The sequence below is a fragment of the Cysteiniphilum halobium genome, assembly GCF_003574425.1.
GTDB lineage: Bacteria > Pseudomonadota > Gammaproteobacteria > Francisellales > Francisellaceae > Caedibacter > Caedibacter halobius.
In genome coordinates this window covers 45,904-62,605 of the sequence record NZ_QLIU01000030.1, presented here as the reverse complement: position 1 = coordinate 62,605, position 16,702 = coordinate 45,904, and the positions used below count along the sequence as shown (strand labels likewise).

Annotated in this window: 10 protein-coding genes; 5 read left to right on the top strand and 5 right to left on the bottom strand. The window is 38.2% G+C overall.

Translation table 11 applies throughout. The features are described from left to right. Nucleotides 1-37: 37 nt before the first annotated feature. Nucleotides 38-976 (bottom strand): sphingomyelin phosphodiesterase, encoded by a 939-nt coding sequence (locus DNK85_RS06935; protein ID WP_162896575.1) that lies wholly within the window; start codon nucleotides 974-976, stop codon nucleotides 38-40. 265 nt (nucleotides 977-1,241) lie between these two features. Here DNK85_RS06935 and glyS point away from each other — a divergent pair, with 265 nt between their 5' ends. Beyond that, the gene (gene glyS / locus DNK85_RS06930; protein WP_119328852.1) at nucleotides 1,242-3,314 is read left to right on the top strand and encodes a glycine--tRNA ligase subunit beta; all 2,073 of its coding nucleotides are present in this window, start codon (nucleotides 1,242-1,244) and stop codon (nucleotides 3,312-3,314) included. Between the two features lie 240 nt (nucleotides 3,315-3,554). Here the strand turns inward: glyS and mfd are convergent, their stop codons facing one another. Together mfd and DNK85_RS06920 are read right to left on the bottom strand one after the other, a co-directional pair. Continuing rightward, nucleotides 3,555-7,016 carry a transcription-repair coupling factor gene (gene mfd / locus DNK85_RS06925; protein WP_119328851.1) on the bottom strand — a complete coding sequence of 1,154 codons (3,462 nt, stop codon included), beginning with the start codon at nucleotides 7,014-7,016 and terminating at the stop codon, nucleotides 3,555-3,557. 86 nt (nucleotides 7,017-7,102) lie between these two features. Then, nucleotides 7,103-7,846: an SDR family NAD(P)-dependent oxidoreductase gene (locus tag DNK85_RS06920; RefSeq protein WP_119328850.1), complete on the bottom strand. Its 744-nt coding sequence runs from the start codon at nucleotides 7,844-7,846 to the stop codon at nucleotides 7,103-7,105. A 249-nt stretch (nucleotides 7,847-8,095) separates the two neighbouring features. Between DNK85_RS06920 and nadA the strand changes: the two genes are divergently transcribed. The 3 genes from nadA to DNK85_RS06905 all read left to right on the top strand — a co-directional run bounded on the left by nadA (nucleotide 8,096) and on the right by DNK85_RS06905 (nucleotide 12,716). Next, complete coding sequence (nadA, locus tag DNK85_RS06915) at nucleotides 8,096-9,133, top strand: quinolinate synthase NadA (protein WP_119328849.1); 1,038 nt, start codon at nucleotides 8,096-8,098, stop codon at nucleotides 9,131-9,133. Beyond that, nucleotides 9,130-9,996 (top strand): carboxylating nicotinate-nucleotide diphosphorylase, encoded by an 867-nt coding sequence (nadC, locus tag DNK85_RS06910; protein WP_119328848.1) that lies wholly within the window; start codon nucleotides 9,130-9,132, stop codon nucleotides 9,994-9,996. Before nadA ends, nadC begins: the two co-directional genes overlap by 4 nt. 353 nt (nucleotides 9,997-10,349) lie before the next feature. Beyond that, nucleotides 10,350-12,716: a hypothetical protein gene (locus tag DNK85_RS06905; protein WP_119328847.1), complete on the top strand. Its 2,367-nt coding sequence runs from the start codon at nucleotides 10,350-10,352 to the stop codon at nucleotides 12,714-12,716. A 4-nt stretch (nucleotides 12,717-12,720) separates the two neighbouring features. Here DNK85_RS06905 and secB read toward each other — a convergent pair whose 3' ends face one another. Together secB and DNK85_RS06895 are read right to left on the bottom strand one after the other, a co-directional pair. Next, nucleotides 12,721-13,179 carry a protein-export chaperone SecB gene (gene secB, locus DNK85_RS06900; RefSeq protein ID WP_119328846.1) on the bottom strand — a complete coding sequence of 153 codons (459 nt, stop codon included), beginning with the start codon at nucleotides 13,177-13,179 and terminating at the stop codon, nucleotides 12,721-12,723. Between the two features lie 116 nt (nucleotides 13,180-13,295). Further along, on the bottom strand, nucleotides 13,296-14,183 hold the full coding sequence (locus DNK85_RS06895; protein WP_162896574.1) for an NAD(+) kinase: 888 nt from the start codon (nucleotides 14,181-14,183) through the stop codon (nucleotides 13,296-13,298). Nucleotides 14,184-14,480: 297 nt separating this feature from the next. On the opposite strand from DNK85_RS06895, the gene DNK85_RS06890 reads away from it, so the two are divergent. Beyond that, nucleotides 14,481-16,616, top strand: a complete 2,136-nt coding sequence (locus DNK85_RS06890; RefSeq protein ID WP_119328844.1) for an adenosylcobalamin-dependent ribonucleoside-diphosphate reductase — start codon at nucleotides 14,481-14,483, stop codon at nucleotides 16,614-16,616. Nucleotides 16,617-16,702 lie beyond the last annotated feature (86 nt).

Sequence of the window (16,702 nt, the reverse complement as noted above, 5' to 3'; positions counted from 1 at the left end):
GGTATAGCTATATCCGCATTATTAAAATCAAAGCAATCTAAGGATAAACCAACGTGCCAATAACCGCATAATGATCAGATAAATCTGGCATGTCGCCTAGATGCTTGTTTTTAAGTGCAACGATTTCAATGGTTGATTGAGTGTTATTCGGGCATGCGGCGCCATCGATACAAAGAATATGATCAAGGGTTGTTCTTTCATCACTAACTGCCATGCTGTTGGTTAATTTATCATAGCTAAATGGCAGTGTATTTTGGGCGAAAGGCGCACTTGATTTTAAATGTAACATATTAATCAATGTTTGATAGACGATATTGCCAGTGCTGGGGTCTGTGGCACTTGAATAGCCACTGTCTGCATTAAAATCTCCCATTAAAATGACCTTGTCATTACTTGAGAAATGTTTATTTGAAATGGCTTCTTGGAGAGCACCCATTTGTCTTTTCCACACGCTAAATGCATTATCATCGATAGTACCGCTAAAGCTTTGTGCATGTAGTGAAATGAAATGATAAATTTGATGATCTTTTTCAATGGCAACAAATACTGCACCTTTATTAGAAATACCTTCAAGCCCATAGGAACGTGGGAAAACCACATATTGTGGTTGACCAACAATTGGGTATTTACTATAAATAACAACGCCACCATTAAGTAGATTAAGGTGTTCTAAACTTGGTTGCCCAACGACATCTGTACGATATTTATAGCCGACGGCTTTCATGCGTTTATCCAAGATATAAAAAGAAATTGGCGCAATAGCTTCTTGCAGTGCGACAACATCAATATTGTGTTTAGCAATTTCTTTAGGGATATAATAAGCGCGCTGATAAGGTTTATTTAAATTCGTGGTTAATGGGGTAGGGATGTTGGGTAATAAATTCACATTATACGTCATCACTTTGATTTCAGCAGCAAATAGATATGGTGTAATTACTAACATCAAAGCACTGATTATTAACTTCCATCGTTTCATTGTCTTCTCCTTTAATTTCCTTTTAAGTTGGTGGGAGCACATCTCATATACCACTCGTGAATCATTTTTCGGCACCGAACACCGCAAAATGATTCACGAGTGGTATATGCTCAAAAACAGTGTAGAAGAAAATGATATAAAGTATACTTAAAGCAGGATGAAAATAGTATTTTTCCATTAGAGTTCTAGGTTTTTACTGCTTTTGCTTGTTATTAACGTTAAAATGCAAAGCCATTGCAAGTGATGAAATTGACGAAATTGATTTATGTTGGATACTGCTGATTTATTGTTTGAATTAGGCACGGAAGAGCTGCCACCGAAAGCCTTAAAAAATATGGCGCAAAAATTATTGGAAAATGTCTGTAAGGCGCTAGATGATTTAGAGATTGGCTATCAAGCTAAGCAATTTTATGCCTCACCAAGACGTCTTGCTTTTGTGATTGAACAATTACAAATAACACAAAAAGATAAGTTAATTGGTAAAGAAGGTCCGTTTATCGATAAAGCCTATGACGAGCAAGGCAAACCAACTAAAGCCGCTTTAGGGTTTGCCAAGTCTTGTGGTGTGAGCTTTGATAAGCTTACCACTATTGAGCACAGTAAAGGCGCGCGCCTTTTTTATCAAGTGGCACAAAAGGGGCAGCAAACCAAAGATATCATTGCAGATATTATTGATCAAGCATTGAAGAAATTACCGATTCCCAAAATGATGCGCTGGGGCGATGAAGAATATCAATTCGTGCGTCCTGTGCATTGGGCGATATTGCTCCTTGGTGATGAGCTGGTTGATGCTTCCTTTTATGGTTGTAAAACCTCACATATTAGCTATGGTCATCGTTTTCACGCGCCAGATGCAATACATATTAACGATGCCAGTAACTATGTGGGTAAACTGGAAGACGCACATGTGCTGGTGGATTGGCAAGTGCGTAAAGAAAAAATCATCACTTCTGCTAAAGCCTTAGCCGAAGCACAGCATGCCAATGCGGTATTAAATGATGATTTAGTCGAGGAGGTCACTGCAATTGTCGAATATCCACATGCTTTGTTATGTGACTTTGATCAGCGTTTTTTGCGCGTGCCACAAGAAGCATTAATATCGGCAATGGAAGAACATCAAAAATGCTTTGCCTTGGTTGATGATAACAACAAAATGATCAATCATTTTATTACAATGAGTAATATCGTGAGCTCAAATCCACAAACCGTAATTAAGGGTAATAATAAGGTGATGGCAGCACGTTTATCAGATGCTGCATTTTTCTATGATACCGATATCAAAAAGCCATTAGAGACTTATGTTGAAAAATTAAAAGCAGTTACTTTTCAAAAGGCATTGGGGTCAGTGTATGATCGTACAGAACGTATTGCTTTATTAGCACAAGCGATTGCTAAAGCAATTGGCGCTGATGAGAAGCTTGCGTATCGTGCGGGTTACTTAAGTAAGGCTGATCTGATGACAGATATGGTTTATGAGTTTACCGACTTACAAGGCACTATTGGCAAATATTATGCTAAAGCACATGGTGAAGACAACGATGTATGTCAGGCAATTGAGGAGCAGTATTGGCCAAAATATGCAGGGGATAAACTACCTCAAAGTAAAATAGCGCAAGCGTTAGCCATTGCTGAGAAAATGGATACTTTGGTTGGAATCTTTGGCATTGGACAAAAGCCAACAGGGGATAAGGACCCATTTGCTTTAAGACGTGCAGCGATTGGTGTGCTACGTATATTGAAAGAACACCATTTAGCGATCTCTTTATCAACATTGATTGAGTTATCGATTAATACTTTTCAAGCGGATCAGTTAACAGTAAAAGCTGATTTAAAGCATGGTTTGAAGCAATTTTTTATTGATCGCTTAAAAGTAATCTATAAAGAAGAGGGTATAGCAGGAGAAGTCTTTGAAGCGGTAAAAGCTGTTGATCACACTGATGTCGCGGACTTTGATGCACGTATTCATGCATTAATTGCATTTAAATCGCATACGGCTTGTGAGCGCTTGGCACAAAGCAACAAGCGTGTCGCTAATATTCTGGCAAAAAATGCTGTGGATAATGTTTTAGCGATTGATCAAAGCCTACTGCACGAAGCTGCAGAGATCAGTCTGTTTGAAGCATTGTGCTCTGTTGAAAGTAAGTTATCCACGTTAATTAAAGATAAACAATATCAACAAGCCTTACTGCTTTTATCAACATTGGATGAACCGATTGCCGAGTTTTTTGAACACGTTATGGTTATTGCTGAGGATGAAAAGATTAAGAATAATCGTTTGGCAATCTTACAAAAAATATCTCATTTATTTCGTCAAGTGGCTGATCTTTCTGCCTTATAACACCAAGGAAATAGGGCGTATGCTATACGCCCTACGCAAATATTATCTATTCTAGGATCAAGTCTAAGAATAATCACGAATCATCTATTCGGATCAAACCTGACCCGAATACCCATAGTAATGAATCAAGAATAAGTTGCATCAGCTAGCACCTCTCCCCCTTGTGGGATCGCTCGTGCAGCTTAAGCTGCGCGGGTGAGGGGGATAATTGAAGCTCAACTTATTTTTTCACTTAGGTACTTAATGCCTTGTTTGTTTTATTTTTGACTGCAACTTATCCATAAAAGTATTGATAAAAGCAACTCGTTGTTGTGCTTGAGGCAAAGATTTTTTAATTACAAGCTTTTGATCTTGGCTTAACTGGAAATCTTGTGCTTGCATTTGTACCAATGTAATAAGGTGAATAGGATCAAATTCAAGTGGTGTATTGAAGCTTATCTTACCACCTGATGCGTGCATTTCGATTTTATGAATACCAAGATGGGTGGCACTTAACTTTAAATGGGTAATATCAAATAAATACTGCGCATGTTCTGGTAGTAAACCAAAACGATCAATAACTTCAATTTTAATTTTATCTAACTCATCATGTGTTTCAGCACTGGAGATACGTTTGTAAAGCCCAAGACGCGTGTGCACATCATAGATATATTCTTCTGGAAAAAGTGTTGGAATTCTAAGCTCAATCTGGGCATCCAGCTGGAATGATTGATTGATCTTTGTTGCATCAAATGTTTCACCTTTTTGTAGTGCTGAGATGGTTTTTTGTAGTAAATCCATATACAGATTAAAACCAATGCCTTGCATATTGCCACTTTGCTCTTTGCCAAGCATCTCTCCGGCTCCTCTGATCTCAAGATCATGGTTAGCTAGCATATAGCCACCACCTAATGATTCAGTTTCCAAGATCGCCTCAAGGCGCTTTTTAGCATCTTTTGCTAATGATGCTTGAGGTGGTGTCAGTAAATAAGCATAAGCTTGGTGATGCGAGCGACCAACACGGCCACGCAACTGATGTAATTGCGCTAAGCCAAAATTATCCGCGCGTTCAATAACAATGGTATTGGCATTAGCAATATCAATACCGGTTTCAATAATCGTTGTGCACACCAGAATTTGATAACGATTTTGTTGGAATTCAAACATGATTTTTTCAAGTTCACGTTCACGCATTTGCCCGTGAGCAATAGCAATTTTAATATCAGGGAAAAGCTTTTGTAATTCCTCTGCCTTGTGATAAATCGTACTAACACTGTTGTGAAGATAGTAAACTTGTCCACCTCTTAACGCCTCACGCATGACAGCTTCTTTGACAATGCCACTGTTGTATTGTCTAACAAATGTTTTAACAGATAGGCGTTTGGCAGGTGCCGTGGCAATAATAGACAAGTCACGAATATTCGAAAATGCCATGTTTAAAGTGCGTGGAATAGGGGTCGCCGTCATCGTCAAAATATCAATATTAGCACGCATTGCTTTCATTTTTTCTTTGTGGGTAACACCAAAGCGATGTTCTTCATCGATAATTAAAAGCCCTAAATTATGAAACTTAATTTTCTCAGACAATAACTTATGTGTGCCAATAACAATATCGATATGACCATCGTTGATTTGTTTTATGGCAGCATTTTGTTCCTTAGGTGTTTTAAAGCGTGACAGGACCTCAACGGTTGCGCCCATCTCACTAAAACGATCGCTAAAATTATCAAAGTGTTGCTGTGCTAATAAGGTTGTTGGCGCTAAAACAGCCACCTGCTTATTGTTGCTTGCCGCAATAAATGCCGCACGCATTGCAACTTCTGTTTTGCCAAAACCAACATCGCCACAAATCAGGCGATCCATTGGTTTATCTGAAAGCATATCTTTGATGACATCATTAATTGCAATGGCTTGATCAGGTGTCTCTTCAAAGGGAAACCCCTCACAAAATGCTAAATAATCTTTTTCATGAAGAAGATTACCATAGCCTTGTTTAAGTGCGCGCTCTGCATAAATTGCTAAAAGGTCAGCGGCAACATCATTGATTTTTTTCGCAGCTTTTTCTTTTTCCTTTTGCCAGGTATCGGTGCCTAGTTTACTAATGGGTGCGTGCTCAAGCTCAGTACCACTATAGCGACTGACCAGGTTCAATGCATAGATGGGTACATAAAGCTTTTCATCATTTTTAAATTTAAGCGTTAGAAATTCGGTTTCCCGCGCACCAAAATCAAGTTTAGTCAAGCCATCAAATCGTGCAATACCATGCTCAATATGGACAACTGGACTGCCCAAGCTTAATTCTGATAAGTCTTTAAGTGCAACACTAGGAATAACTTCATCTTTTTGCTTAATACGTGTGCGTAGGTTGATTGCACTGTGATTTGCGAAAAGATCAAACTCAGTAACAATCAGTATTGTATGATTTTTGTTATGACTAATAATACCTTGGGTAAAGGGCGCGACAGTAATCGCGCGTGCTGAGCCTGATTCAAGTGCATCATTGAAGTTGACATAAGTGTCAAGCTTTAAGCCCAACTTACTTAGGTTTTCATACATAAGCGCCTTTCTGCCTGGGCTTTCAGCACAAAAGATCACTTTGTTAAATGTTGTACTTGCTAATAAGTCTAAAAGCTTTTGATAGGGTTCTTTATACTGATAATGGACATGAATATCAGGTAACCCTTCTACCTCAAGATTATTTGCTTTGGTTTTCTCTTGAGATAGCCATTTAATATGCGTGAAATCTTTGATTAAGCCATTAAATGTGGTGGGTGATAAGAAAACCTGTTCAGGCTTTAAAATAGGGCGCTCGCGATCATGCGCTAATTGATCATGTCTTGTCAAAATATCAGTGTGATACTTCTCCAATGATAATTGGCAGTTATAAATGCTATGAATGATCGTATCTTGTCGTAAATAGTCAAAGAGCGTGTTAACACGCTCAAAAAAGAGTGGCAGATAAAACTCAATACCACTGATCATCTGCCCTTTAATAATGCTTTGATAAATTTGATTTTGAGTATCTGCGTGCGGTATTAGCGCATACCAGTTTAGTGCAAATTGATCGAGTGTCTTTTTATCAAGGACAAACTCTTGTGTTGGCAATATGTTGACTTCATCGATTGGCGAGTGAGAGCGTTGTGTTTCCACATCAACACAGCGAATACTGTCAACTTCATCATCAAATAGGTCAATGCGATAAGCATCATCCGAACCCATCGGAAAAATATCCAATATACTGCCACGCACACTAAATTCACCTCGAGTAATCACTTGGGTAACATTTTGATAACCTGTGGTTTCCAGTTGACGTTTTTTCTTCGTTAAATCAAGCTTGTCTCCTTTTTTGATCATAAACGCGTTGGTATGCAAAAAGGACGTTGGTGGCAGATACTTAATCAAGGTATTAACATTGGCAATGATAATGCTATTTGGGTTGTTTTGAATCTGGTTTAGGGTGTTTAGACGTGAGGAGATAACATCTTCACTCGCGGAGAAATAATCAAACGGTAGAATCTCAAGATCAGCAAAATGTAAGATGGATTTTTGTGGCAGTAAAAAGCACAGCTCATCATATAGTTGCAATGCTACTTGCGCGCTCTCACACACTAATAAATGAGGCTTTTGATCATTTGCCAAAATGTATTCGTTTAAGGCAAGAGATAGTGCCGTAGGAATGGCGTTAGCATAAATATTGCGTGTCGCTTTTGGCAGAATCTGCATGATAAATTTAAATCTAGAATATTGCGTGGCGTTATTTTAGCGAACTGGCTTGGCATATACCAGACAATAGCAGAAAAGATCGCGGTTTATTGTGCGGTGTAACCACCATCAATAGCAATACTGCTACCTAGTATAAAGCTGCCTGCTTGCTCAATCAGATAATAGATTAAACTTGCCACCTCTTCTGGCTGCCCTAAGCGCTTTGCCGGTTGTAGTAATTGCTCTTCTTTATGAATGGCGTTGATATCAGCACCTGATTTTTGACAATAGTTTTTTATTGCTTGCCAGTATAATGGTGTTTCAATCGTGCCAGGACAGACACAATTGGCGGTAATATTATCTTTGGCATAATCAAGAGCGATGTTTTTGGTTAGTTGCGCAATGGCAGCTTTTGTTAATCCATAAACCGCTGAGTTATTTTTAGCGACAAAAGACTGATCTGAGCCGACGGTAACAATACGCCCACCATGTGCGTTTTGTTTCATCAATGAAATGGTTTCTTTAAGCACAAAAAAACATGATGTAAGATTGGTGTTTAACACGCGAAAATAATCTCTCTCTGATGTGTTTTCAATACTGTCAGAGAAGTGAATGCCAGCATTAGAGATAAGCGCATCAATACGTGGATATTTTTCTTTAATTTGTTTAAAGGTCTCACTGATTGCAGCAACTTGACTTAAGTCGGTTTGAATATAATCAATACTACCGAGTTCATTTGGAGCAATATCTAGATTAATGACATGATAATTATTAGCATGAAACAGCGCACAGCATGCTTTGCCAATGCCTTGGCTGCCACCAGTGATAATAATGGTTTTTTTTGAGGGCATGACTAAACTTATCACATTGTTTATGGTTTGTTAACTGTAAAGAAAAACTTATTAAAAGCAAATGATAATTTGAAACTTAATGCTTTCTAGAATTGAATTAAATAATAACTTGGTTAAATAAATGCGGGATTTTCAGAAAAATAAGGAGAAATAAGAAAGACAAGAAAAATGCTGCTATTTTTTCTTATTTTTGGTGGTCTGTGGTACACTCCAGAAACCTTTTATTAGTATATTGAAGTCCTATCAATTATGATCAGTGATATTGAATTTCAATCGCGTGTTGCTAAAGCTTGGCCAAAAGCCAAAAGTCTACAAGTAACGGATGAACAAGAAAAAACATTTTATCGTGAGAAAATAAAGCAATTATTAAAAGAGAAAAATGCCTGTTTAATTGCCCATTATTATGTTGATGCAGACATTCAAGCATTGGCTGAAGAAACAGGTGGTATGCTAGGCGATTCATTAGCTATGGCGCGCTTTGGAAAGGACCATCCGGCAGATACACTTGTCGTTGCGGGTGTACGCTTTATGGGCGAAAGCGCCAAGATCTTATCGCCACATAAAAAAGTCATTATGCCGACATTAGAAGCTGAGTGTTCACTTGATGTGAGTTGTCAAGAGGAAGAATTTAAAGCGTTTATTGCTAAGCATCCTGATCGTACGGTTGTGGTTTATGTCAATACTTCAGCACGTATTAAAGCCTTGGCTGATTGGACGGTCACCTCATCCAATGCCTTACAAATTTGCGAGTATTTGAGTGATCAAGGTCAAAAGATTCTATGGGCACCGGATAAGTACTTAGGGCGCTGGATTGAGAAGCAAACCGGTGCAGATATGGTGCATTATAATGGTGCTTGTATTGTGCATGAGGAGTTTAAGGCGCGTGCATTACTTGATTTAAAGGCGCAATACCCAGAAGCTGCTGTATTGGTGCATCCAGAATCTCCACAAGAAATCGTGGCGTTAGCCGATGCGGTGGGTTCAACTTCGCAGTTATTGGAAGCATCAAAAAAGTTAGCAAACCCTATTTTTATTGTGGCAACTGAAGCCGGTATTTTCTATAAGATGAAACAAGCCTCGCCACATAAGGTATTTATTGAGGCACCAACAATGGGTAATAGTGCAACATGTAAATCCTGTGCGCATTGCCCATGGATGGGAATGAATACCTTAAAAAATCTTGCTGAGGTGTTAGAGAACGGGAATAACGAAATTATCGTGCCAGATGATGTGCGTGAACGTGCGATGGTGCCATTAACGCGAATGGTGGAGTTCAATAATAAATGAGTCGTACACATTTACAAACTGAACAAATTACCGAAGTCCCTAAAGCACTTGTTACAAAAATGGTAACACAAGCCTTGGCTGAAGATATTGATCAAGGTGATATTAATGCCTTATTGATCAATGAAGATGAACAAGCCCGCGCGCGCGTGATTACACGTGAGCCAATGGTGATGTGCGGTTATGATTGGGTCAATGAAGTTTTTAAACAAGTTGATCCAAGCTTAAAACTTCATTGGTATCATCATGATGGTGATGAGGTGCTTGCTAATAAAATACTTTTTGAAGTTGAAGGTTCAGCACGCAGTATTTTGTCCGCTGAGCGTAATGCACTTAATTTCTTGCAGATGCTCTCAAGTGTTGCTACAAAAACGCGTGAATATGTGCAAGCGGTCAAAGGTACTGAATGCACAATACTAGATACACGTAAAACGATTCCGGGATTTCGTCTAGCACAAAAATATGCAGTGACCTGTGGCGGGGGGATGAATCACCGCATTGGTTTATTTGATGCCTTTTTAATTAAGGAAAATCATATTGCTGCTTGCGATCACTCTATTACTAAAGCGATTGAAAAAGCGCGAGAGATTGCGCCACAAAAGATGGTTGAAGTAGAGGTTGAAAACTTTGATGAACTCAATGAAGCACTGAAAGCACATGCTGATGTGATTATGCTTGATAATTTCTCATTGAGAGATATGCAAAAGGCCGTCAGTATTGCTAAAGGCAAAGCACAACTTGAGGCCTCTGGTAATATGTCACTTGATACGATTTATGCAGTTGCACAAACCGGTGTTGATTTTATCTCGATTGGCGCACTGACCAAAAACATTCAGGCAATTGATTTATCGATGCGGTTTATATAGATACCCATAAGTATTTTTTTAATCTGATTAAAAATGCTTAAGAATAACTCAAGTTATTTTGCAATGATTAAAGTGTGTATTAATCGTTTTTTTGTTATGGTGGGTATATAGCTTTGTGATAAAGCTGACTTTGATGCTATGAAGGAAATATACAACAGGAAGTTGATAATACAGAAGATAAGATGATTAAACTACAGACACTGGTTTAACGCTAATCAACTATATTATATCGACTTAATTAGATGATAGATTGAATTATTCATGTAGGATAATTTGCGTCCTGCTATAGCAGATTATTCAAATCTACCATCGAGCCATTATTGCCATGCACAGATATCGTATAGGAGGAAAATATGTCCATTCAACGTTTACAGGATCAATCAAAAGCATTAACTGAAGTGATCACGCTTTTTTCAAAAGAAGCTAAAGCCTATGCACAGGATATTGATAATTTAGCAAGCCAATATTATTTAAGAATGACCTTAGAGGAAAAGCGTCAGCATCGTTTTGATGGTGCAGTTGATGTGGTGATAGGAATGGCAACAGTAGCTGCAACTTTTTTTGGTGGTCCTTTAGGGTATGCAATTGCTAGCAGTATGACCAGTATTTATAAAGCATCGCAGGTTGATGGGAACTTAAAAGAACGCGTTGCCAATACTTTGTTTGTTGCTGTAACATCGAATTTAAGTAATTACATTTCAAATAAGTACATTAGCGCTGACATTCGTGGATTTAGTATGACGGATCCAATAACAGGCAAAAAAAACTATGATCCTACAAATGTAGGTACGGCAAGATATAAAGCGCAAAGCTGTATTAATGAATTTCTAAATACTATGGTGAAATCAGGCAATCTTAAGGCGGTTGAGAGCAAAACAGTTGAGGAAAAAATCGATTATTTGCAGCGCAATCAAGATAAATATGCCGAATATGCTCTAAATCAAGCTATTTTAATGGTGACTTTGCGTTTATATCATCTTAAATCCATTACTAAGAGTGTTAATTATAAAACGAATTTATTATATATTAGTCTTGCTAATCTTGTCGCAGCTGTTCAACCGGCAGATCGTCATTTAGGGACAAAAACGCGTGAGGTCTATAAGCGCTTTTATGCTGATCAAGATAAGCTTGGTAATATGACACAAGAAGAAGTAAGGCAAGTGCGTCAAGAACTGCTACAGAAGGTCATTAATTCTAAAGTGATGGCACGAGATACAAGCTATAATCGTAAGTATAAGAAACTTAATTTTACAAACACAGGGCTTATAAGTGAGTCGCTTGAAGGCTATCCTGTTTATCAGGCAATACAAGTCGGACAATTTGAGTATGCAATAACACGAGAGCAGTTTTTTAAAGTCATTGATACAAAACTGACCTTATGGGCGTACTTTGATGATTACAATAGCTATTTTAATAAGAAGTTAGGTGCTGAAGTCAAAAGAGAGATCATTAAAATAATTCCTGACAATTATCAAAAACATTGGAAAGAGACTTTTAGTAATGATTTACGTGTATGTGATTTAGCGATGGTTTATTTAATCAAAGTTATCCCAGAGTTTATTTTAAATGAACCTATTTTTAGCTCATCATTAACAGGTGAGAATCTCATTGATGCGATGAATCAATATTTGAGTGCATTATATAATGGTATTACTAGCGCGTGTTATTTTTATTTAGAATTCTATTCATTACGCAGTCGAGTTGCTGGTCGATCTACGATTAAACAACGAGATATTGATGATGCAATTACATTGAGTTTTTGTTTGGCTGAAAAAATAAAAGCAATATTGTGTGCGCCTTTATATCGCATCAAGATTGATACTACGGTATCACCACATGGCAAAGAAAAACTGGATGCATATCACCTTGGCGAAAATACTTTGGATGAACATAATGAACAGTTAAATGATACTGCTTTTTTAACGCTGTTGGATGCTTTTGAGCTTAATGCAGTAAGGGGATTTTCAGAATACAGTACACCCATAGATCAAGGCATATCTGCTATACAACGTAATGATCTAGCAATAAAAGTGTTCGACCGTTTGAAGGTATTTATTTTATCTTGGGATACAGCAGCTCCCTATATTGCTAACCAGGCTAATGATTACCAAGTACATGCAGAGATTAACCAAGCATTTGCTGATGCTTTGCCAGAACCAACTGCTATTTTGAGCTTGACAAAAACGCGGATTAATCATGCGCAAATCAGCCATGAGGAAGAAGATTTTAAAAGGATCAGCACGTTTTATCAAGCTCATGGCAATCAGGGTTATGTATCAGGTGGCATTTCGGTTAAAGTAGGTGCAGTTATGCTTGGCAATGAGCGAACAGAATATGGTGATTATGGTGAGAACTATTTAAAACACTCGCTTACAAGCCTCAACAAAAAAGTGGGTGCGACGAGTAAAAAGCCCGAGCTTAATAAAGCATCACGTTATTTTGCGTTACAAAAAAGCTTTTTAAAGCAGCGATTGAGTTTACAAGCCTATCATCATAAGAAAGCTAGTATTGAAGATGTTCTAGAAAATATGGAAGAAACAATGCTCTTAATTACTGCCGAGTTATTTGCAAATGAAGAAGCAGAAATTGAAAATATAAAAAATATGCAACAAAAATATGATGATAATTTACAACGCTTCACACAAGAAATGGCAAGTTCCAGCAGGGTGGATGAACGTTCTAATGCAAAAGACGCACTAGAAAAAAAAGGAATTATTTAGGTTTTTAGTGTTGTGTTTGCTCACCTGATTGCTGTTGTGCTAGTCTTTGCATATAAAGTGCATCAAAGTTAATAGGTGCAAGGTTGATTTGTGGGAAGCCACCACGATTAATTAAGCTGTCAATCGTTTCTTTGGCATATGGAAATAATGTGGTTGGGCAAAAAGCACCTAACATTGGTGCCACCTGATCTTCTGGCATGTTTTGTAAAGTGAAAATGCCTGCTTGAGAGACCTCGATCAAATAAGCATTTTTGTCATTATTTTTAACAGTTACTGTTAAGCTTAACTCAACCTCATAAACATCATTATCAAGCTTTGAAGAGGTAGTATCAACATTAACGTTGGCTTCAGGTTGCCATTGTGCTTTAAAAACATCAGGCGTGCTTGGTGCTTCAAATGAGATATCTTTCGTGTAAACTTTTTGAACAACAAAGTTGGGCTGATTATTTTGTGTGTTTTCCATGTTTAATCCTATTATTTTGCTATATATACCGTTAAATTTGAGCCGTTATTATGCCCGATCAAAGCATAAATACCAATAGTTTTACTGGCAAACCAAGGTATTGAATTGATCAAAATTTAAGGAAAGAGCATTTTACCCCAATGAAGCTTTGAGCGTAATGAGTGAAAGTAGTCATAATCTAATGGGTGTAAGATTGTCACTGATTTTGGACAGCGACTAAGCTTAATTGTGTCGCCTGGTGAGAGCTGTAATTTCATATGTCCATCAAAGCTTAAGCTTGGCTCTGGATTGTTATATTCACCAATCGTAATTTGGATATCACAATGAGCATTTAAGACAATAGGGCGGCTATTTAAGGAGTGAGAGAACATCGGTACCATAACAATCGCATCGAGCTTTGGATGCATGATGGGACCTCCTGCAGATAGTGCATGCGCTGTTGAGCCAGTAGGAGTAGCTATAATCATACCATCAGCACGTTGATCAAAGGCATAACGACCATCGATATGGATATGCATTTGGAATAAGCGACTACGCTGGCCAGCGGCAATGACAATGTCATTTAATGCAACGGTTTTCTCAGGTGGGCAGATAGCGCTTTTAATGGATGCCTGCAGCATAAAGCGGTGTTCTTGTTGGTAATTTCCCTCAAGTACATCAAACAAACGTGTGCTTAATTCATCAGGATTAATATCTGTTAGAAACCCAAGTTTCCCACGGTTAACACCAACAATAGGGATGCTGCTTAGTAGGGACAGACTTCTTGCGGCATTCAAGAAATTACCATCGCCACCAACAACTACAGCGATATCACAGTGTTTAGCAATCGCCTTTAAATCATAACCATCACCAAAGCGATGGTCTAAGCTCTCTGCCGTTTCAGTCTCAAGGTAAATCCGTGCTGAGTGCTCAATTAATGTATGTGCTAGATACTCAACAGTTTCAGCAACTGCTGGATTGTCGTGTGTGCCAATGATCGCAATCTTTTTAAAAATAAAACCCATATTGTATAGATTGTCCTTATTTTTTAAACCGCAAAATGATTTATGGTTACTTACTAAAAGTTGTTCATCATCATATATCACTCAAGTATTCTTTACCAAATGCTTTTATTTAAAATTGCTTGGGCGAATTCAGTCAAATTTAAAATAAAAGGTGTGATTCTATGACGGAACTTAGTTAACGTCAGTGAGTCAAGACATATCATAAAAATATTCAAGGAAAAAAATGCCGCCTTTCATAAAAAATAGCGCTAGAATAATGAGTGTATTTTGTGATTTTTAGGTTATGAGGAGCCTGCCATGTCGTTGACAGAAGCAATACCCACAATAGATTTCCAAGCAGCATCTTTGGATATATGGGATAGTAAGTATCGTTTGAAAACACGTTTAGGTGAGCCGGTTGATCAAAATATTGATGCGACCTATCAACGTGTCGCTAAAGCATTATCAGATGTTGAGAAAACCAAAGAGTTGCAGCAAAAGCACTATGAAGAGTTCTTGTGGGCGCTAAGAAATGGTGCAATTCCTGCAGGAAGAATTGTCTCTAATGCCGGAGCACTTGAGCATAAACCAGCAACTTCTACGATTAATTGTACAGTTTCTGGCACCATTCATGATTCAATGAATGACATTTTACAAAAAGTTCATGAATCAGGACTCACTCTTAAAGCCGGGTGTGGCATTGGTTATGAGTTTTCGACATTGCGTCCTAAAGGTGCGTTTGTTGCTGGTGCTGGTGCGCACACCTCTGGTCCTATGTCATTTATGGATATCTATGACAAGATGTGCTTTACGGTGGCATCTGCCGGTGGTAGGCGCGGTGCACAAATGGGCACATTTGACGTTGGGCATCCTGATGTATTTGATTTTATTCGTGCTAAACGTGAGGATGGGCGTTTGCGACAGTTTAATCTCTCACTTTTAATTACTAGAGACTTTATGGATGCAGTTGAGCAGGATGGGCAATGGCATTTGGCTTTTCCAATGACTGAGGCTGAGCAGCAAGCACATAATATTGATTTGTATGATAAATCGCAGGTATTATGGCGTGATTGGCCAGCTAAAGACGATTATATTAGTGATACGTCAGGGCTTGTGGCATGTAAGATTTATAATACGATCAAGGCGCGTCGCTTATGGGATATGATTATGTCGTCAACCTATGATTATGCAGAGCCTGGGTTTATTTTGATCGATAAAGTCAATGAAGACAATAACAACTGGTTCTGCGAGACCATTCGTGCAACCAATCCATGTGGTGAGCAGCCATTACCTCCTTATGGCTCTTGCTTATTAGGATCGGTTAATTTAACTAAATTTATCGAAGGACCATTTACCAAAGAAGCACGTTTTGATTGGGATAAATACCGCAAGGTCGTACGTATTTTCACGCGGATGCTTGATAATGTTGTTGAAATCAATGGATTACCATTAAAAGAGCAACGCTATGAGATCGAATCCAAACGTCGTCATGGCATGGGCTTTTTAGGTTTAGGATCAGCAATCACCATGCTGAAGATGAAGTATGGCAGCAAAGATTCCGTGGCATTTACTGAAGAAGTAGCAAAACAAATGGCATTAGAAGGCTGGCGTGAGGGGATTAAGCTAGCCAAAGAAAAGGGTAGTGCCCCCGTGCTTGAAAAAGATTATACCGTTACTGAGGAATTTTTACGCTTGCGCCCCGAGATGGCAGCGGATGGAGTGAAAGTCGGTGATATCATTAAAGGACGCATGTTACATGCCAAGTATAGTCGCTATATGCAGCGTATTGGCAAAGAAGATATCTCAATTATTGACGCAATTTGTGAGTATGGTTGTCGCTTTACCCATCACACATCTATTGCACCTACTGGGACAATTTCCTTATCATTGGCAAATAATGTGAGTAATGGTATTGAGCCAAGCTTCGCGCATCACTATGCGCGCAATGTGATTCGTGCTGGTAAAAAATCTAAAGAAAAGGTTGATGTATTCTCCTATGAGTTATTGGCATATCGTCAGTTAGTTAATAAAGATGCTATGCCATTTGCCAAAGATCAAGCACAAAAATTACCAGAGTACTTTATCAGTGCTGATAACGTGAAACCAAAAGAACATGTTGATATTCAAGCAGCAGCACAAAAATGGGTTGATTCTAGTATATCAAAAACAGCTAATGTGCCGACAGATTTCCCATTTGCAGACTTTAAAGACATATATCTTTATGCGTATCATCAAGGTTTAAAGGGTTGCACGACTTTTAGGTTTAATCCAGAAGTATTTCAAGGTGTTTTAGTTAAAGATGAAGATCTGGAGAAAACCAAATATCGCTTCACACTTGATGATGGCTCAGTACTTGAGCTAAAGGGTAATGAAATGATCGAGTATGACGGTGAAGAACACACAGCAGCAAATCTTTATGACGCTTTAAAAGAAGGATATTACGGGAAGTTTTAACCCTTAATACTAAAACTCTGGCTGTTTAGGTTGGATAAATAGCTAAGACTATCCGATAATATGCATAAGCAATTAAATCATAAGGA

What these genes read in the sequence shown, in the direction of transcription:
- DNK85_RS06905 (WP_119328847.1), top strand. Translation starts at nt 10,350, where the DNA reads ATGTCCATTCAACGTTTACAGGATCAATCAAAAGCATTAACTGAAGTG.
- DNK85_RS06895 (WP_162896574.1), bottom strand. Translation starts at nt 14,183, where the DNA reads ATGGGTTTTATTTTTAAAAAGATTGCGATCATTGGCACACACGACAAT.
- mfd (WP_119328851.1), bottom strand. Translation starts at nt 7,016, where the DNA reads ATGCAGATTCTGCCAAAAGCGACACGCAATATTTATGCTAACGCCATT.
- DNK85_RS06935 (WP_162896575.1), bottom strand. Translation starts at nt 976, where the DNA reads ATGAAACGATGGAAGTTAATAATCAGTGCTTTGATGTTAGTAATTACA.
- secB (WP_119328846.1), bottom strand. Translation starts at nt 13,179, where the DNA reads ATGGAAAACACACAAAATAATCAGCCCAACTTTGTTGTTCAAAAAGTT.
- DNK85_RS06920 (WP_119328850.1), bottom strand. Translation starts at nt 7,846, where the DNA reads ATGCCCTCAAAAAAAACCATTATTATCACTGGTGGCAGCCAAGGCATT.
- nadA (WP_119328849.1), top strand. Translation starts at nt 8,096, where the DNA reads ATGATCAGTGATATTGAATTTCAATCGCGTGTTGCTAAAGCTTGGCCA.
- glyS (WP_119328852.1), top strand. Translation starts at nt 1,242, where the DNA reads ATGTTGGATACTGCTGATTTATTGTTTGAATTAGGCACGGAAGAGCTG.
- DNK85_RS06890 (WP_119328844.1), top strand. Translation starts at nt 14,481, where the DNA reads ATGTCGTTGACAGAAGCAATACCCACAATAGATTTCCAAGCAGCATCT.
- nadC (WP_119328848.1), top strand. Translation starts at nt 9,130, where the DNA reads ATGAGTCGTACACATTTACAAACTGAACAAATTACCGAAGTCCCTAAA.